The organism is Bradyrhizobium ganzhouense (assembly GCF_049949285.1).
In the GTDB taxonomy this organism is placed as follows: domain Bacteria; phylum Pseudomonadota; class Alphaproteobacteria; order Rhizobiales; family Xanthobacteraceae; genus Bradyrhizobium; species Bradyrhizobium ganzhouense.
Genome location: NZ_CP181318.1, coordinates 3,477,038 through 3,493,451 on the forward strand (window position 1 = coordinate 3,477,038; position 16,414 = coordinate 3,493,451).

Genomic DNA, 16,414 nt, shown 5'->3' on the forward strand with positions numbered 1-16,414 from the left:
CGCGGCTGTTGAACGCCTCACAGCGCATTTGCGTAGGGTCCATTGACGGCCCAATCCGTGTCTTGCGGAAGCCGGCGTCGCGGAGAACTTTCAAGCTCGGGCCGTTCGTTCCTGGCGGCAGCGCGCCATCGCGCCGGAGTCTGGTCGCTGATGCGCTTGAACACGGTCGAGAAATGCGCCTGGGTGCTGAACCCGACGGCAAGTGCGATCTCGGCCAGCGGCCGCTGCGTTGTCGTCAGCAGCGACTTTGCGTGCTCGATCCGATGATTGAGCAGGTATTCGCGAGGACGGTACCCGGTCGCAGCACGGAACTGCGCGGCAAAATGCATCCTCGACAGGCCTGCGACATTGGCGAGCTCGGACAGACTGATGCTGCGTTCGAAATGAGCGGTGATATGTTGCTCGACGCGCCGCAGGCGCCATTTCGGCAAGGCATTGACCTTGGCGCGCGGGAGCTCGGGCCGGGCCAGATGCATCGCAAGGATCTCGCCGATACAACGGGCAAATTGGTGGCCCGGGGCATCGCCTTGCTCGGCGAGTGCCTTGGCCAGTCCCGATGCGAGCGGATCGCGCAACAGAACGAGGTCGTCGAGCCCTTCGGCTGCGCCCTGCGCCCATCGTGTCGGGAAATGCTCCGCAGAGATGTGGAAGTGCAGGAAGGCGCAAGGCGCCTGGAATTGAGCGCTCAGCTGTCTCGACGGAGCGCTGACATACAGGGTACCCGACGGCATGGTGCCATCGAAGATGATCCGGCGCTCCCTGGTCAGGGTGGCGCGCGTTGCCTTCAACGCGATGCCGACGAAATACCGGTCGGGCGGCGTTGTCGCCACGTGCCACGAGGCCTCCCGCGAGTCGTCCCATCGCGAGATCGTGATGTCGTCCAGCGCGGCCTGCGCGCCGCAAACGATCTGACGCCACCTGGCTTCCCGCGCGATCTCCTGCGCCGCGTGAGGTGCTTGGTGATCTCTCGGGCCGGCCGGAAGATCGATGCGGGCGTCGGTTTCCTGCAATTCGGTCAGCATCGCTTATTCCCTCTGAGCTTCGCGGTCGTTCGCCATGACCGGTGGACTCGCATCCTCGGTATGCTGACAGGATAGGCGCGAGCTGGTTTGGAAGCCCGTTAGGGGTGATTAGGATGTGTTAGATTATGTGGGAGCAGACGGGGTGCGGCGGCTGGTTGCGGGAATCTCGATTTTCGTCAATATTTCAAAGGCTTGGATCGAACGCGGGGCGGTGTTATACTGCCGGCTGTTGCTGCACTCCGTCCGATGAAGCAGAGCTTGCTCATGCTTTCGTCCGTTGAGTCTGGCCTGTGAGTCCCAAGTGACCGAGCTCCCGCTAGAAAATGCCGCGCGTGGCAAAGGCTCCGCGAGCCTCGATCTCGATGCGGTCTCGTTCGGGCCGTTCTCCCTCCGGTCGCGCCTGCTCGAGCGGGACGGTGTGCCGGTCAAGCTGGGCAGCCGGGCCATGGACATCTTGCGCTTGCTGGTGAGCCGCGCCGGCGAGGTCGTTCCGAAGGGTGAGATCCTTGCTTATGCGTGGTCCGGTCTGGCCGTCGAGGAGATCAGCCTGCGGGTCCATGTCGCCGAACTCCGAAAGGTTCTGGGCGACGGCAAGGACGGTACCCGCTACATCACGAACATCCCGAGCCGGGGCTATTGCTTCGTCGCAGCAGTCGAGCGCGGCGAGCGCCTGCCGGCGTCAAAACCCGCGCCGCGGGCCGCCGGAAGCGTGGCATCGCAATTGCCCTTGCCGCATCGCCTGGACCGGATGATCGGGCGTGACGACGTCCTGCCGGAGCTGGCGGCGCGCCTGCTCAGCGAGCGCTTCATCACGCTCAGAGGTCCCGGCGGCATCGGCAAGACCACCGTCGCGATCGCTCTTGCGCACGAGATGTGGGAGACGTTCGAGGGCGGCGTTCATTTTCTCGACCTCGGTCCCTTGAAGGATGCGGCGCTCGTCGTCAGCACGCTCGCCGCCGCGCTGGGTCTCGTCGTTCATCATTCCGATCCGACCGGCAGCGTCGTCAACTTTCTGCGCGGGCGCCGCCTGTTGCTGGTCCTCGACAGCTGCGAGCATGTGATCGACGAGGTCGCACGCCTCGCGGAGACCATTCATCGCGAGGCGCCGGGCGTCAGCCTTCTGGCGACCAGCCGCGAGTCGCTGCTAGTGGAAGGCGAACAGATCTTCGAGCTCGTTCCGCTGCCGGGTCCGCCGCAGGGTGCCGGTCTCAGCGCAAACGAGATGTTGAATTATCCGGCGGCGCGCCTGTTCATGGAGCGCGCCAATGCGGCCGGTCACAGGGCCGAGGTCGCCGACGAGGACGCGGAGGTCCTAGCCGAGATCTGTGGCAAGCTGGACGGCATTGCTCTCGCGATCGAGCTCGCCGCCGCGCGCGTCGGCGTCTACGGGTTGCGGGGGATGGCCGCGCAGCTCGACAGCCGGTTGAAACTCGAATGGCGCGGCCGGCGCACGGCGCCGCCGCGGCAACAGACCCTCGGCGCCACGCTTGACTGGAGCTTTGGCCTGATCGGGGAGGCCGAGCGTATCGTGCTTCCGCGGCTCGCCATCTTCGCGGGCTCTTTCACGCTTCAGGACGTGATCGCGATCGCGGCGGCTGAAAATGAGCCGGTCGACCGTGTCGTCGATGCGCTGGACCTGCTGGTGGCCAAGTCGCTGGTGTCGACAAGGCCGGATGGCGCTTCGCGTCGCTATCGCCTGCTCGACGCCACGCGCGCTTATGCGCTTCAGAAGCTGGTCGAAGCCGGCGAGGCGCAAGCGATCGCGTGCCGGCATGCCGGATATGTTCATCGCTCGCTGGAAACCAGCATGACTGAGGCGGTCGGCAGCGATCAGGCCTTGCGTTCGCAGGGCCGGGCGAGCCGGCTCGCCGATGCCCGCGCCGCGCTGGAATGGAGCTATGCCAACGATCTTGGCGCCGATTTGCGCGTGCCGCTCGCGGGGAGTTGCGCCCGGCTGTTCGTCGAGCTCAATCTGCTCAACGAGGCGCGCCTTTGGTCCCAGCGCGCGCTTGCGATGCTTGACGGCACCAATCGCGGTAGCCAGTGGGAGCTCGAGCTCCAGTCGGCGCTCGGCCACGCTTTCATGTTCACGGAACGCAACAGTGAGCAGGCCGAGAGCGCGCTGAAGCGCGGGCTGGAGATCGCGGACGCGCTGGGCGACCATGCCAACAAGTTCAGGCTGCTGTCGCGGCTGAACATGTTCTATCGCCGGACCGGCGACTTCCGGCACCTGATCCCGATCGCGCTGGAGGCCGAGCGGGTCGCGCGCCTGATCGGCGATACCGCGGGAATCGCCGGGAGCAAGGCCCTGGTCGGCGTGTCCTATCATCTCGTCGGCAACCAGGCCGAGGCGCAAGCCCATTTGGACGAGGGCGTGCGCGAAGATGCGGCGCTGCGCGGGACGCAGCCCGGTCATTTCGCCTACTCGCGCACACCGCAGATTCCCTTGGCGCGGGTCCTGTGGTTGCGTGGCTTTCCTGACCGTGCGGTCGAATGCGTTCGTCCGCTCATCGGTGCGGCTGCGCCGCGTGACGTCGTGATGCATTGCATTGCGCTGTGCTGGTCGGCCTCGTTATTTGGCTGGGTCGGCGAGTGGGGCACCGTCGAGGCGTTGACCGAGCGACTTGCGGCGCATGCCGGCCTGCATGGGCTTGCGCCTTACGAGGCTGTCGCGACTGGATTTCGGGCCCAAACCATGATCGCCCGTGGCGAGGTGAGGGGCGGGATCGACTTGCTGCGGACCGCGTTACCGCGCCTGCATGCGGATCGCTATGAGCTCTACGCGTCGGCTTTCATCGCCGAACTGTCACAGGGTCTGGCCGCACTCGGACAATTGATGGAAGCACGCGGTGTTCTGCACGAGATGATCGCGCGCATCGGGCCCGAAGGCGCGGCCTTCGACATGCCGGAGCTCCTGCGCCTGCGCGGCGAGCTCGAGGCGCGCGGTGACGAACTGGACACTGCCGAAGCAAGTTTTGTAGCGTCGATCGCGATGGCCGAACGGCAGGGGGCCCTATCCTGGCGATTGCGGAGTGAGATGTCGTTGGCGCGGCTACGGCTCCGCCAAGGCGTTCGAAATCCGCCCGACGATCTCGCCCAAACCTACGCCCGCTTCTCGGAAGGATTTGACACCGCCGACCTGAAAGCGGCACGGGCGATGCTGGATGAGGGCTAGCTAACGCCATCACTCGAAGACGGCATCGAATATCTCGACGTCGATCAACACGGGCTTGGCGACGACAGTTCCGTCCGCCAGCAGCGTCTGCGTGCGCCGAAGGGTTGGAACCACGATGCCGTCGAAGTTCTCATGGGCCCACGAATAATGCGCAACACGTGCGCCCAGGAGATCGTGATCAGTTCGTCGCTGCAGAGCGTTCTCATCGAAATAGAAGACTTGCTCGGTCGCAAGGTTGATGAGGCTCGGAGGGAATTGCGCGCGAAGACGTCGCCACGTGTCGGCATTTTCCTGCCACGGCGCCAGCTCCTCCACCACGACATCTGGATGGGCGAGGAGGAATGGCGTGGTGAGATAGTTCCAGATCGCGACGCCGCAGAAGAAGACCAGATGCAATTCGTCCGCCAGCGCATGTGTGCCATTGGTCGGGAAAGCAAGGCTCGGATTGCGCCAGGTCCGCAGCACCTGACCATCCAGGCTTTCGATCGTGATCGCGTCCGGCGCAAACGCGCCGGACCGCTCGCCACCGGTGATGCCGGTGAAGCGGACCGATTGTGTCCGGGTCGATCCTTCCGCTGTGACATCCTTGAATTCGCGGGCATGTCCGGCGTCGGAGAACAGGGCCCCACCAACGGAAAGATGCAGCGTGAAGCGGCTCAAGCTGTTCCAGCGGGCCAAGGCCCCGCAGGCGTCGATCGCATCGTCAAGAAGTGCCATGTCTCACTGCATCCACCATGAATTCCCAGCACCATGGCGGGGCGGATGCGGCTTGGCGTGTTAGAAGTTGTTAGGAGTTGCAAGGGCCCAATCGGGCGGTATCTCGTTGAAGATGCTCTTAATTCAGAGCACTCAGGAACCCTCTGGCGGCGACGAGGTCACGGCTCGACAGGCCTTCCTGATATTGCGCGACAAGCGGCGCCAGAAGGGCCTGCGCGTCGCCCTTCCGTCCGGCCCGCTCCCAGACGCGAGCCAGGCTCATCGTCCCTCGCAGCTCCCAGCCGCGCGCACATTGCCGTCGCGACAAGGCAAGCGATTGCTGGAGACAGACTTCGGCCTCCGTCGCCCTGGCGGATTGGACCAGGATGTCCGCCTTGACCCGGAGCATTTCCGGCATATCGAAGGATTCGCCGTGATCGCCGATCTGGGCGATGGCTGCGTCGATTGTGCGCAAAGCCGCATCGGCCTCGTTCTGGGCCGCCAGACCCTCCGCGAGCGCCGTTGCAAACACCGTCGTCATGATCCGGTGCCGGGTGGCGTCCAGAGTCGCCTGGCTGCGGCGAAGGTGCTCGATGCCGCCTGCGATGTCCCCGCGGCGGAGCAGAAGCTCGCCCTTCTGGCCGATGCCGACCGCCTGATAGGGGCCGAGGAAGTGCCGTGCTGCATGGTCGATCAGTCGATCGATCAGGCTTTCGGCGCTGGCCCAGTCGCCGACCCACAGAAACACGTAGACGGTCCAGATCAGGGAAATGCCGAGCGTCAGGGGCTGCTCGAGTTGCTCGGCCTCGCGCACCGTGTATCTGGCCGTCTCGATCGCACGATCGGGTCGCCCGCTGAGCCAGAGCCCGCGCGCCAGAGCGACCAACGCGACAATGCGGTCGTCATAGCCGAGATGGCCGATATTCAGTCGCTGTGAGCCCGGATTGTGCACCATCGCGCTTTCGCAGAACTGGACGGCCTTGTCCTGGTTCCCGATCAGATGATGCGCCACACCCAGCATCCACTCGACGTTCAGCGTGCTGGTCGGATCGTTCAGCTTCCTGGCGACGCTTTTGGCCTGTACGCCGGTGCCGAGCGCGCCGTGAAAATCTCCGACCCGGGTCAGGTAGATGTGCAGCCCGCGCAACAGCCAGAGCTGCCAGTGCAGGTCGTCGAGCGCCTCGGCCAGTTGCAGGCTTCGCGTGAACGCCGCGTGGACTCCCTCGGTGTTGCCTTGCGTGAACATCACGGAGACGCCGAGAGCCGCCTGCAATGTCATTTCCTGGCGACTGTCGATGTTGCCGGCATAGGCGAGCGCCTGCTGGGTCCAGCTATGGCATTCCGTCAGCAATGTGAGCTCGAGGAAGAACTGTGCAGCCGCCGCCGCCAGGTCCACGGCAACCGCGCGGTCGCCAGCCTCTGAAAAGCTCCAGGTCAGCGCGGCCCGCACATTCGGCAGGTGATCGGCATAGGGCAGGAACCCACCCGCGCTCTGCATGCCCGTCGATTTGACGGAAATGTCGTGCAGGAAGTCGCGGAAATACTCGGCGTGGGCGCGCGCGACGCGGGCCGCTTCTCCGCTCTCGACGAGCTTGTCGCCCGCGAAGGCGCGGGTCGTGTCGAGCAGGCGGTATCTCAGCCGCCGTTCCGCGGGCGACGTTGCAATCAGGGATTTCGACAGCAAGTTCGAGATCGCTTCGACCGCTTCCGCCTCGTCGATGCCCTGACATGCGGCGACGGCGAGCGCAGCTTCCAGCGTGAATGGCCCGACGAAAACCGACAGGCCGCGCAGTGTCGCACTCTCGGTCTGGGGCAGGAGGTCGTAGCTCCAGCTCAGCGCCGCGCTCAGCGTCTGGTGCCGAGGTATAGCGGTGCGCCGTCCCCGCCACAGGAGCGAGAAACGGCTGTCGAGCAGCGAGGCCGTGCCGGCGATCCCGTAGGCGTTGACCCGTCCGGCGGCAAGCTCGATCGCAAGCGCAATACCGTCCAGGCGCCGGCAGATGTCGGCGACGAGAGGCGCATCCTCTTCGCTGAGTTCGAATTCGCCCAGGCTTTCGGCAATTCGCTCGACGAAGAGCTCGCTCGCCGGATAGGCCAGGATGTCGGCCATGCTGAGTCCGTCGCGTTGGGGCGGACAATCCAGCGGAAACAGCCGGTACACCCGTTCGCCCTCGGTGCGAAGGGATTCGCGGCTGGTGGCGAGAACATGCAACTCCGGAGCTTCCTGCACGATGCGCTCGGCCAGCGGCGCGAGCTCGTCGATGATGTGCTCGCAGCTGTCGAGGACCAGCAGAGTCCGGCGGCTGCGCAACGACATCAGCAGGCCGGGTATCGGGTCGTCGGAATTGACGGTCAGGCCAAGCGCCGCGGCAATCGTGCCGGGAACGAGCCGCGGCTCCGTCAGCGCGCCAAAATCGACGAAGCAGACCTGGCCGTCGAAGTTCGCACGCTGACCATGCGCGACGGCGAGCGCAACCGATGTCTTGCCGATGCCGCCGGGGCCGACGATGGTGACGAACCGATGCAGGGAAAGTTCAGTCGCGATTTTCTCGACGGCGTCGTCTCGGCCAATCATCTTCGCGAGGGGTGCAGGTATGGAGCGGAGCGCGGACACAGTCGCGCCTGGCCGGCTCTCTGCAGGCGCGGTGCGGAGCAGGGGAGCCGTGAAACAATAGCCGCGGCCGGGCACGTTGACGACATAACGGGAGCCTTCGCCGGCATCGCCCAGGGCCTTGCGCAGGGTCGTGATGTGGAAGCGCAGGCTGCCTTCGTCGACATTCACGTCGGCCCAGATCCGCTTGACCAATTCCCGCTTGTCGACGACCTCGCCGGCACGTTGGGCGAGAAAGATCAGAATGTCGAGCGCACGGCCGCCAAGATGAACCGGGACGCCATCCTTCTCAAGCAGCCGCGACCGGGGGAGCAGCCGAAAGGCCCCGAAGGAAATCGCCGAGTCCTGGTCGTTCGTCTCTGGCACGCGGCGTGACTCCAGCGAAAGGAAAGTGCTGCTGTCTGTTCGATCTACCAGAACCAGACCATGAGTAAACCGGCCGAAAGCGGCGAAATCGAGCAACGGGCACGAGATCCGGTCGAAAGAGCATGGGCGAAGCGCAATGAATTTTGCTTAAACGCGAACGGCTTATGCGGAAAGCGTGAAAGTTCGGCAGTGCGCATCAGAACTGATGCATCGCTCGCGTCATGCAAGTATCACGTGCCTTCCGATCATAACAGAATCTTGCAAAGTCTAACGAGCGTGAGCCGCGGGTCTGCATCAGTATAGGCTTCGAGTTAGGCCTATTTCCAGCGGGGGGAGGCTACCATGCCCGAAATCAACTCTCGGCCGAATGACAGGAGCGTTCGATCAGGTTTTGTCGCCAATCTCGACGATGTCTCGCGTGACTGGGAACTCGTGCTGCGCGAGTCGCACCATCGTATGAAGAACACCCTGACGCTTCTGGGTGCGTCGGTCCGCCGCGATTTCACGCGGGCCGGGACCAGGGACATGTCGGTTGCAGTAGACCGGCTGGAGCGGCGCATCGTCGCTTTCGGCAGGCTCTATCAACTTCTGTCCGACAATGACGATCTTGCGATGATCTCGGTCGAGGCCTTCTTCGAAAGTCTGTTTGGCGCGCTGTCCGAAGCAGTGCTGGAGCCGGCCGGCATTCGCTGCGAGGCATCGATCGAAAGCGGCACGCTGCCGGCATGGCAGTGCCACCGGCTTGCACTGATGCTGACGGAGCTGGTCACGAATGCGGCAAAGCATGCCTTTTCGAACAAGAAGGGCGCGCTGATCCGCATCGAGGTGGCGAACCACGAGGGCAGCTGGCTCTGCACGGTGACCGACAATGGTGTCGGCGCGACCGGGCCGCTTCAGGGCGCCGGCAGCCGGATACTGGAAGGCCTGGCGCGCAGCATCAGTGCCCGGATGCAGGGCGAGGCCGGGCAGGGGGGTACACGCGTGACCATAACAATGCCGCTCGCGGTCGCCTGAGGACGCGGCCGCGCTCGCAACCGCTAACGAGCCATAACATCCCATAACGAGCAATATTCCCCGGTCTGAGCGAAAGTCGTGGTGTCAGAAGCGGGTCTCGGTCGCGAGCCCGCACCTCAAACCAGGAGTTCGACATGACCACCACCGAGATGAACCATCCAGCCGACGCCAGGCCAGTGACATCGCGCACAGTCGATCTCAAGCTCGAGATCGTTGTGATCCCTGTTTCGGATGTGGATCGCGCAAAAGCCTTCTATGCGAATCTGGGCTGGAGACTGGACGCTGATTTCGCCTCCGGTGATGGCTGGCGCGTCATCCAGTTCACGCCGCCGGGCTCGGCCTGTTCCGTGATCTTTGGCAAGAACGTCACGCCCGCGGCGCCCGGTTCGGCGCAAGGCCTTTATCTGATCGTCTCCGACCTCGAAGCAGCACGACAGGATCTGCTCGCGCGTGGCGTCAAGATCAGCGAACCCTTCCACGGTGGGGGTGACGTCCACGCCGGGGCGGACGAGCCGTATCTGTTCGGCAGTGTCCGGCTCAAAGGCGCTGATCCGAAACGCGGCAGCTACAGCTCATTTGCCTCCTTTAGAGATCCCGACGGCAATGGCTGGCTGCTTCAGGAAATCACCACGCGGCTGCCCGGCCGTATCGAGGCGACCGACACTACGTTCTCCTCGTCGAGCGAACTTGCACGCGCGTTGCGTCGCGCGGCGGCGGCGCATGGTGAGCACGAGAAACGAACCGGTGTGCGCGACGAGAATTGGCCGGACTGGTACGCCGACTACATCGTGAGCGAGCAAGCCGGCCAGCCGCTGCCGACCTGACTCGCGGCGTAGACAGTTGGATCAATGTCCACGGCGCGCGATAGCTGATCGCGCGCCGTGATGCGTTTGCGCCCCGAAGATCGTCCCTCATCACTGCTCTGCGTTAAGTCGGCTCGCAACGGCTAACGCAGCCTAACAATCCATAACGAGCCAATGGCCGGTGTCTGAGCCAATCTGTTTTCAGGACGAACCGATCCGTCGATTTCGAGTTTCGGTCGACGTCACAGACCAGAGTCAGGGAGATCCAAAATGACAACGCAGACACGAGCCGACATCATGAACCCAGATCGTCGCCAACTGCTGGGCCAGGCCGCAATGATGGCGGTTGCCGCTGGCACGGCGAGCCTGTTTCCGGCGCATCCGGCAGAGGCGGCTGCAAGCGGCGCAGTCCGTCCGTTCCACGTCAACGTGCCTGAGGGAGATCTGCTCGATCTGCGCCGCCGTCTCGCAGCGACGCGCTGGCCGGATCGTGAGATTGTCGCCGACCAGTCGCAGGGCGTGCAGCTCACGACAGTGCAGCAGCTCGTGCGCTACTGGCAGTCTGATTATGACTGGCGCAAGATGGAGGCGCGGTTGAACGCGCTGCCGCAGTTCGTCACCGAGATCGACGGCGTCGATATTCACTTCATTCACGTGCGCTCCAAGCACGAGAATGCCTTGCCGATGATCGTCACGCATGGCTGGCCGGGCTCGATCATCGAGCAGATGAAGATCGTTGGTCCGCTGACCGATCCGACCGCGCATGGTGCCAAGGCGGCAGATGCGTTCGACCTCGTGATTCCCTCGTTGCCCGGACACGGCTTCTCCGGCAAGCCGACCGAGCTTGGCTGGGATCCGCAACGTGTTGCACGCGCCTGGGTCGTGCTGATGAAGCGGCTCGGCTACAATCGCTACGTCGCCCAGGGCGGCGATTGGGGCAATGCGGTCACGGAGCAGATGGCGCTGCTGGCGCCGCCGGAGCTGATCGGCATTCACACCAATATGCCTGCGACCGTTCCCGACGACATCGCCAAGGCGCTTCAGCCCGGCGGATCGAAGCCATCCGGCCTCTCGGCCGATGAGAATTATGCCTACGACCAGCTCGACGATTTCTACAAGCATGGCCTCGGCTATGCGATCGAAATGTCGAACCGGCCGCAGACCCTCTATGGCCTGGTGGATTCGCCGGCGGGCCTGGCGTCCTGGATGCTCGACCACGACGCGCGCAGCGCCGCGATGATTGCGCGGGTCTTCGACGGCAAGACAGAAGGGCTGTCGCGGGATGATGTGATCGACAACATCGCGCTCTACTGGCTCACCAACACGGCGGTCTCCTCGGCGCGTCTGTACTGGGAGAACAAGCTGGTGTTCTTCGCGCCCAAACACGTGAACATCCCGGTCGCCGTCAGCGTCTTCCCGGATGAGATCTACGCCGCACCGCGCAGCTGGGCCGAGAAGGCCTATCCCAAGCTGATTCACTACAACCGCCTCGACAAGGGCGGCCACTTCGCGGCCTGGGAGCAGCCCGCGCTGTTCTGCTCGGAAATGCGCACCGCGTTCCGTCCGCTGCGGCAATCGATCTGAGTTGAGCGGAACGCGCGTTCTCATGGGCTTCCACGTCGGACAGATCGGCATCTGATGGAACCGCGGCGGCGCTCGGCCGGTTGGAACGCGACACGGCGGTGATGCTGGGATAGCCTTCCACCGGTGCGGAGCGCCGCCAAACGACCCGCAGGCAGGCAACAGAACAAGGAGAAAAGAGATGATCCGTAAGGCAAAAGCAGTCTGGCAGGGCACCGGCCGCGATGGCACCGGCCATCTATCGAGCGAATCCGGCGTGCTCGCCGAGACGCCTTATTCGTTCAAGACGCGCTTCGAGAACGAGAAGGGCACCAATCCCGAGGAATTGATCGCAGCCGCCCACGCCGGCTGCTTTACGATGGCGCTGGCCTTCGGTCTTCAGCTTGCCGGCTTCACGCCGACCGAGCTCTCCACTGAGGCCGCGGTGACCCTCGATCCCGAAGGGAAGGGATTCAAGATCAGCAAGTCGGCGCTGACCTTGCGCGCCAATGTGCCGAACCTCGACGACGCCGGCTTTGCCAAGATCGCCGGCGAGGCCGAGAAAAACTGTCCGGTTTCGAAAGTGCTGAACGCGACGATCACGCTCGACGCCAAATTGATCTAGCTGAGCACTCGGAGCTGCCCCCAGGACTTGCCAGCATCGGGGCGATGACGGCAAAGTCCTGGGCGAGAGGTCATCGGAGAGAGCGTTTCCACTTGAGACGCTGGCATCCTGGCGAAGCAGAAGGAGCACATCAAATGACGACAGAGCGCGCAGTTTTGGCTGGAGGCTGCTTCTGGGGCATGCAGGATCTCATCCGCAGGCAACCCGGCGTGATCTCGACGCGGGTCGGCTACACCGGCGGTCGGGTGAAGAACGCAACCTATCGCAATCACGAAGGCCATGCCGAAGCGATCGAGATCATGTTCGATCCCGCGAAGACCAGCTTCCGGACCATGCTGGAGTTCTTCTTCCAGATCCACGACCCCACGACGCTCAATCGCCAGGGTAACGATCTCGGCACGAGCTACCGCTCGGCGATTTTCTACACGTCAGACGAGCAGAAGCACGTCGCCGAGGACACCATTGCCGATGTCGAGGCATCGGGTCTGTGGCCAGGCAAGGTGGTGACGGAAGTCGCCCCCGCCGGCGAATTCTGGGAAGCCGAGCCCGAGCATCAGGATTATCTCGAACGCTATCCCGACGGTTACACCTGTCATTTTATCCGGCCCGACTGGAAGCTGCCGCGGCGGGCGGTCGCTGCGGGAGGCTAGCGATGGCCAAGGGATACTGGATCACCTTCTATCGCTCGATCTCCGATCCAGAGGCGCTTGCCGCCTACGCGAAGCTCGCGGGGCCTGCGATCACCAGCCATGGTGGTCGTTTCCTCGCCCGCGGCATTGCCGCCAAGGTCTATGAGCAGGGCATCGCCCAGCGCGCCACGGTGACCGAGTTCGATAGCCTCGAACTCGCCGTGACGGCGCACGACAGCCCTGCCTATCAGGAAGCGCTCAAGGCGCTCGGCAATGCTTGCGAGCGGGACGTCCGGATTGTCGAAGGATTGGGCTGAGCACGGCAGGTCGAACGACGTCGCGACGATTTCACCGAAACAACGTGCCTATTGATTGGTGCAAAACGGTAGCCTGCATCTGATCAGAAAGCGGGACGCGAATGTGCGAGCTGCCCTCATCGCGTCGTCGCTCTGCTCCGTTGCCGTCATCCGCAGATCACGTTCACCGCCTTCCGGGCGATCTCCCTGAGTTCGGCACGGGACGAGCCTGCACGGGCGCGGATCGCAATCGTGTGCATCGTGGCCGCCGCGAGGATGGCGAGCGTCGCGGGATCGGCATCGCGCTTCAGTTCGCCTTTGTCCTGTGCGAGGCGGAATCGTGCCTCGAAATCAGCGTCAATCGCACGAAGTCCTGTCGCAACGCTTTTTCGGATCGCCGCATCTTCTGCGGTTTCGGTAACCGCAGTCCCGACGACAAAGCAGCCACGCGCGTGTCCCTTACCGGAAAAGTAGATGGAGAGGGCCGCGTCGTACGCGAGCATCAGCGCTTCGTCCAAGGGGTAGTCCCCCCCGAGTGCCTCGCGGGTGGCGGCGAGACTGATGTCCCAATAGCGGGCGAGCGCCTCGAGGTAGAGCGTGTGCTTGTTGCCGAAGACCGCATAGAGGCTCGGCGGGCTCATGCCGGTCGCCGCCGCCACCTTGTCCAGGGAAGTTCCGGAGTAGCCGGTCTTCCAAAAGGTCTCGGTTGCTCGCTTGAGGGCCGTTTGAGCGTCATAAGCGGGTGGCCGCCCGCGGCGTGCGGGGCCCGTTTCGCTGGTTTTTCGCGCCATATCGTCAAAACCCTGGTTGTCTTGCCTCGTTACAGATATTTGTATGAACCGTTATAAAAATCAAGTTGCGGAGGCTTGATTGTCAGTTCACGGGACTGTATTTGTAACGAACGTTAGTTAATTTAAGGCGAGGATTTCGATGCGTTTCAATTTCGCGCCAATCGCCGGCTGGTGGGGCGATCGCACGAGCCTCCGTGGGAGCGAAGCTGTTGGCCAGTCATTCCGACCGGAGCTCGGGAAGCGGCTGCGCCGGCCCTTGATGCTGGCGGTGCCGATCATTGTGGCCGCGTTCGGCGCCTCACTATATCTCGCCGAGGAGCAATACGTTTCGACCGACGACGCATTTGTTCGAGCCGCAAAAGTGACCATCAACGCCCGGATTTCCGGTCAGGCGGTTGAAATCGCCGTGCACGACAACGAGCGCGTTAAACAGGGGCAGGTCCTTTTTCGGATCGATCCGGAGCCCTACCAGATCGCGGTCGATCAGGCGGAGGCCCGGCTTGGCAGTGCGCGGCTCCAGATCGAATCTCTCAAGGCGACTTACCGTCAACAGCAGGCGGAGCTGCAATCAGCAAAGGATTCGGCTGCCTTTGACGAGCGTGAGTTCGACCGCAAGAAAATGCTTGTTGCTTCCGACTTCACGCCGCGCGCAGTCTACGAGCGGGCCGAGACAGACATGAAGGTTGCCCGCCATCGCACGGCGTCGATCGAACAGCAGATCGCCAACACGATCGTCGCGCTCAACGGTGATCCCGATATCGATGTCAACCGCCATCCGACGGTTCGCGCCGCGCGGGCGCAGCTCGACCGTGCGCGGCTCGATCTCTCTTATGCCACCGTGACGGCGCCCGACGACGGGATCGTGACGAAGGTCGATGACTTGCAGATCGGCGGCTTCGTCAATGCCGGGGCGCCCACGTTCTCGCTGCTGTCGAGTCGGCACGTCTGGGTCGAGGCGAATTTTCGTGAGACCGGCTTGACTCACATGCGTCCGGGTCAGGAGGCGACGATCAACGTCGACGCCTATCCAGATCGCAAGTTCAAGGCGCATATCGTCAGCATGAGTCCTGGCACGGGATCGGACTTCTCTGTCTTGCCACCCGAGAATGCGACGGGGAATTGGGTCAAGGTCGTGCAACGCCTGCCGGTGCGTCTTGAACTCGACGATCTCGATACGAGTCGGCCGCTGTTCTCGGGCATTAGTGTGACGGCGCGGGTCGACACCGGTTATCGCCGTACCTGGCCGCATCTTCTCCAACCGGCGCTCGCGACGGAGGGAAAATGAGTACGTCGGTCGCATCGACCGTTGCAATCGGCCGTCATCACGTGATGGCCGCAGCGGCCCTCGTGGCGACCTACATGCAGGCCGTCAACATTTCGATACCGAACGCTGCGCTGCCGCACATTCAGGCGGCGCTCTCCATGGCCAATGACGAGGTCGGTTGGGTCTTTTCGTCCTATATCGCCGCGAGTGCCGTGACCATGTCGATCACGCAGTGGCTGGCGGGACGTTATGGCCGGAAGCAGGTCTATCAGGTCGCCATCGCGATCTTCGTGCTTGGCCTGGTGCTCAATACGCTGGCGACTACGTCCATTCAGTTTGTGCTGGCCCGGATCCTTCAGGGCGCGGCGAGCGGGCCGCTTGCGCCGCTTTCGCTGGCAATCCTGCTCGAGGTGACTCCGCCGGCGCGACATGCACGCATGAGCCTGGCGTGGACCGTGTGTTCCTTGCTCGGCATCAGCACTGGCCCCGCCATCGGAGGTTGGCTCAGTGAATATCAGGGCTGGCCGTCGATCTTCTATTTCAGCCTGCCGATGACGGGATTTATCTTCCTGACGATGGCCGTGATGCTCAGCGAGAAGCGCGCGGAACGGAGCCAGTCCTTTGACTTCTTCGGCTTGGCGACCTTCTCCGCCGGCATGATCGGGCTACAAATGTTGCTCGACCGTGGCGAGCGTCTGGAATGGTTTGCCTCGACGGAGATCTGGGTCGAAGCGATCGTCTCGGTCCTCGGCTTCTATCTCTTCATCGTCCACGTCATGACGACCCGGGAGCATTTTCTCCGCACGTCGCTGTTCAGAGATCGCAACCTCGTCGTCTCGATGGTCATCTCATTTGCGCTTGGTTTCGTCCTGCTGCCAACCCTGGCCTTGACGTCTCCAATGCTCGAGGAATTGCTCAATTACCCCGTCGATACCACGGGCTATATGACCATTCCGCGCGGTGTGGCGCTCGTGGGAGCGCTGGTGCTGACGAGCTTGGTTCCAGCGCAGGTCGACAACAGACCGTTCGTCTTGGGCGGAATGGCACTGGTCGTCTATGCCAATTGGCTGATGCTCGGCTATTCACCGGCGATGGATTGGTGGCCGGTGGTCGAGGCCGGCCTGCTCCAGGGCGCCGGTATAGGCATGTTGCTGCCGGCACTGGCGAGGGCCGCGTTTGGCACGCTCGATCCGAAACTTCGCCCGGAAGGCAGCGCGCTGATTAACCTGTCGCGGCTCTACGGCAGTACCATCGGCATCGCAGTGGTCCAGCTGTTCTTCTACATCAACACGCAGGCCGTGCACGTTGCGCTCGCCAAGAACCTTACGCCCTATCATGTCGCCGCTTATTTCGGAGGTTCGATTGGCAAGCCGGGCCTTGCCACGCTCAACGGCATGGTCACGCGGCAGGCGGCGACGGTCGCGGTCATCGACCAGTTCGAAATCCTGATGTTCGCCATGCTGGTCGTGATCCCGCTCGTGTTCTTTCTTCGTAAGCCACGTCCCGCCGGTTAGCGCCGGGGAGCCGTGAAATGACATCGAATCGTCAATTTCGATCACCTC

Annotated in this window: 13 protein-coding genes; 9 read left to right on the plus strand and 4 right to left on the minus strand. The window is 63.3% G+C overall.

Going from position 1 to position 16,414, the window contains the following annotated elements; genetic code table 11:
• Positions 1–17: 17 nt before the first annotated feature.
• Positions 18–1,022 (minus strand): helix-turn-helix domain-containing protein, encoded by a 1,005-nt coding sequence (locus ACLFLU_RS15760; protein WP_426413083.1) that lies wholly within the window; start codon positions 1,020–1,022, stop codon positions 18–20.
• A 301-nt stretch (positions 1,023–1,323) separates the two neighbouring features.
• Here ACLFLU_RS15760 and ACLFLU_RS15765 point away from each other — a divergent pair, with 301 nt between their 5' ends.
• A complete protein-coding gene (locus ACLFLU_RS15765; protein ID WP_426413084.1) occupies positions 1,324–4,197 on the plus strand; it encodes an ATP-binding protein in 2,874 nt (957 codons plus the stop codon).
• A gap of 9 nt (positions 4,198–4,206) precedes the next feature.
• On the opposite strand, the gene ACLFLU_RS15770 is transcribed toward ACLFLU_RS15765, so the two are convergent.
• Together ACLFLU_RS15770 and ACLFLU_RS15775 are read right to left on the minus strand one after the other, a co-directional pair.
• Entirely contained in the window at positions 4,207–4,914 is a 708-nt protein-coding gene (locus ACLFLU_RS15770) for a hypothetical protein (RefSeq protein WP_426413085.1), read from the minus strand.
• Positions 4,915–5,032: 118 nt separating this feature from the next.
• On the minus strand, positions 5,033–7,870 hold the full coding sequence (locus tag ACLFLU_RS15775) for an ATP-binding protein (protein WP_426413086.1): 2,838 nt from the start codon (positions 7,868–7,870) through the stop codon (positions 5,033–5,035).
• A 342-nt stretch (positions 7,871–8,212) separates the two neighbouring features.
• On the opposite strand from ACLFLU_RS15775, the gene ACLFLU_RS15780 reads away from it, so the two are divergent.
• The 6 genes from ACLFLU_RS15780 to ACLFLU_RS15805 all read left to right on the plus strand — a co-directional run bounded on the left by ACLFLU_RS15780 (position 8,213) and on the right by ACLFLU_RS15805 (position 12,818).
• Positions 8,213–8,884, plus strand: coding sequence for a sensor histidine kinase (locus ACLFLU_RS15780; protein WP_426413087.1), 672 nt, complete (start codon positions 8,213–8,215; stop codon positions 8,882–8,884).
• Between the two features lie 134 nt (positions 8,885–9,018).
• Entirely contained in the window at positions 9,019–9,708 is a 690-nt protein-coding gene (locus tag ACLFLU_RS15785) for a VOC family protein (RefSeq protein WP_426413088.1), read from the plus strand.
• 249 nt (positions 9,709–9,957) lie between these two features.
• Positions 9,958–11,271 (plus strand): epoxide hydrolase family protein, encoded by a 1,314-nt coding sequence (locus tag ACLFLU_RS15790; protein WP_426413089.1) that lies wholly within the window; start codon positions 9,958–9,960, stop codon positions 11,269–11,271.
• Between the two features lie 178 nt (positions 11,272–11,449).
• A complete protein-coding gene (locus tag ACLFLU_RS15795) occupies positions 11,450–11,872 on the plus strand; it encodes an OsmC family protein (protein ID WP_426413090.1) in 423 nt (140 codons plus the stop codon).
• 134 nt (positions 11,873–12,006) lie between these two features.
• Entirely contained in the window at positions 12,007–12,522 is a 516-nt protein-coding gene (msrA, locus tag ACLFLU_RS15800) for a peptide-methionine (S)-S-oxide reductase MsrA (protein WP_426413091.1), read from the plus strand.
• 2 nt (positions 12,523–12,524) lie between these two features.
• Positions 12,525–12,818 (plus strand): DUF1330 domain-containing protein, encoded by a 294-nt coding sequence (locus ACLFLU_RS15805; protein WP_426413092.1) that lies wholly within the window; start codon positions 12,525–12,527, stop codon positions 12,816–12,818.
• 146 nt (positions 12,819–12,964) lie between these two features.
• Here the strand turns inward: ACLFLU_RS15805 and ACLFLU_RS15810 are convergent, their stop codons facing one another.
• Positions 12,965–13,588, minus strand: a complete 624-nt coding sequence (locus ACLFLU_RS15810; protein ID WP_426413093.1) for a TetR/AcrR family transcriptional regulator — start codon at positions 13,586–13,588, stop codon at positions 12,965–12,967.
• A 139-nt stretch (positions 13,589–13,727) separates the two neighbouring features.
• Between ACLFLU_RS15810 and ACLFLU_RS15815 the strand changes: the two genes are divergently transcribed.
• Positions 13,728–14,873, plus strand: coding sequence for an HlyD family secretion protein (locus ACLFLU_RS15815; RefSeq protein WP_426413094.1), 1,146 nt, complete (start codon positions 13,728–13,730; stop codon positions 14,871–14,873).
• Positions 14,870–16,366 carry an MDR family MFS transporter gene (locus ACLFLU_RS15820; protein WP_426413095.1) on the plus strand — a complete coding sequence of 499 codons (1,497 nt, stop codon included), beginning with the start codon at positions 14,870–14,872 and terminating at the stop codon, positions 16,364–16,366. Before ACLFLU_RS15815 ends, ACLFLU_RS15820 begins: the two co-directional genes overlap by 4 nt.
• The last annotated feature ends 48 nt before the right edge of the window (positions 16,367–16,414 follow it).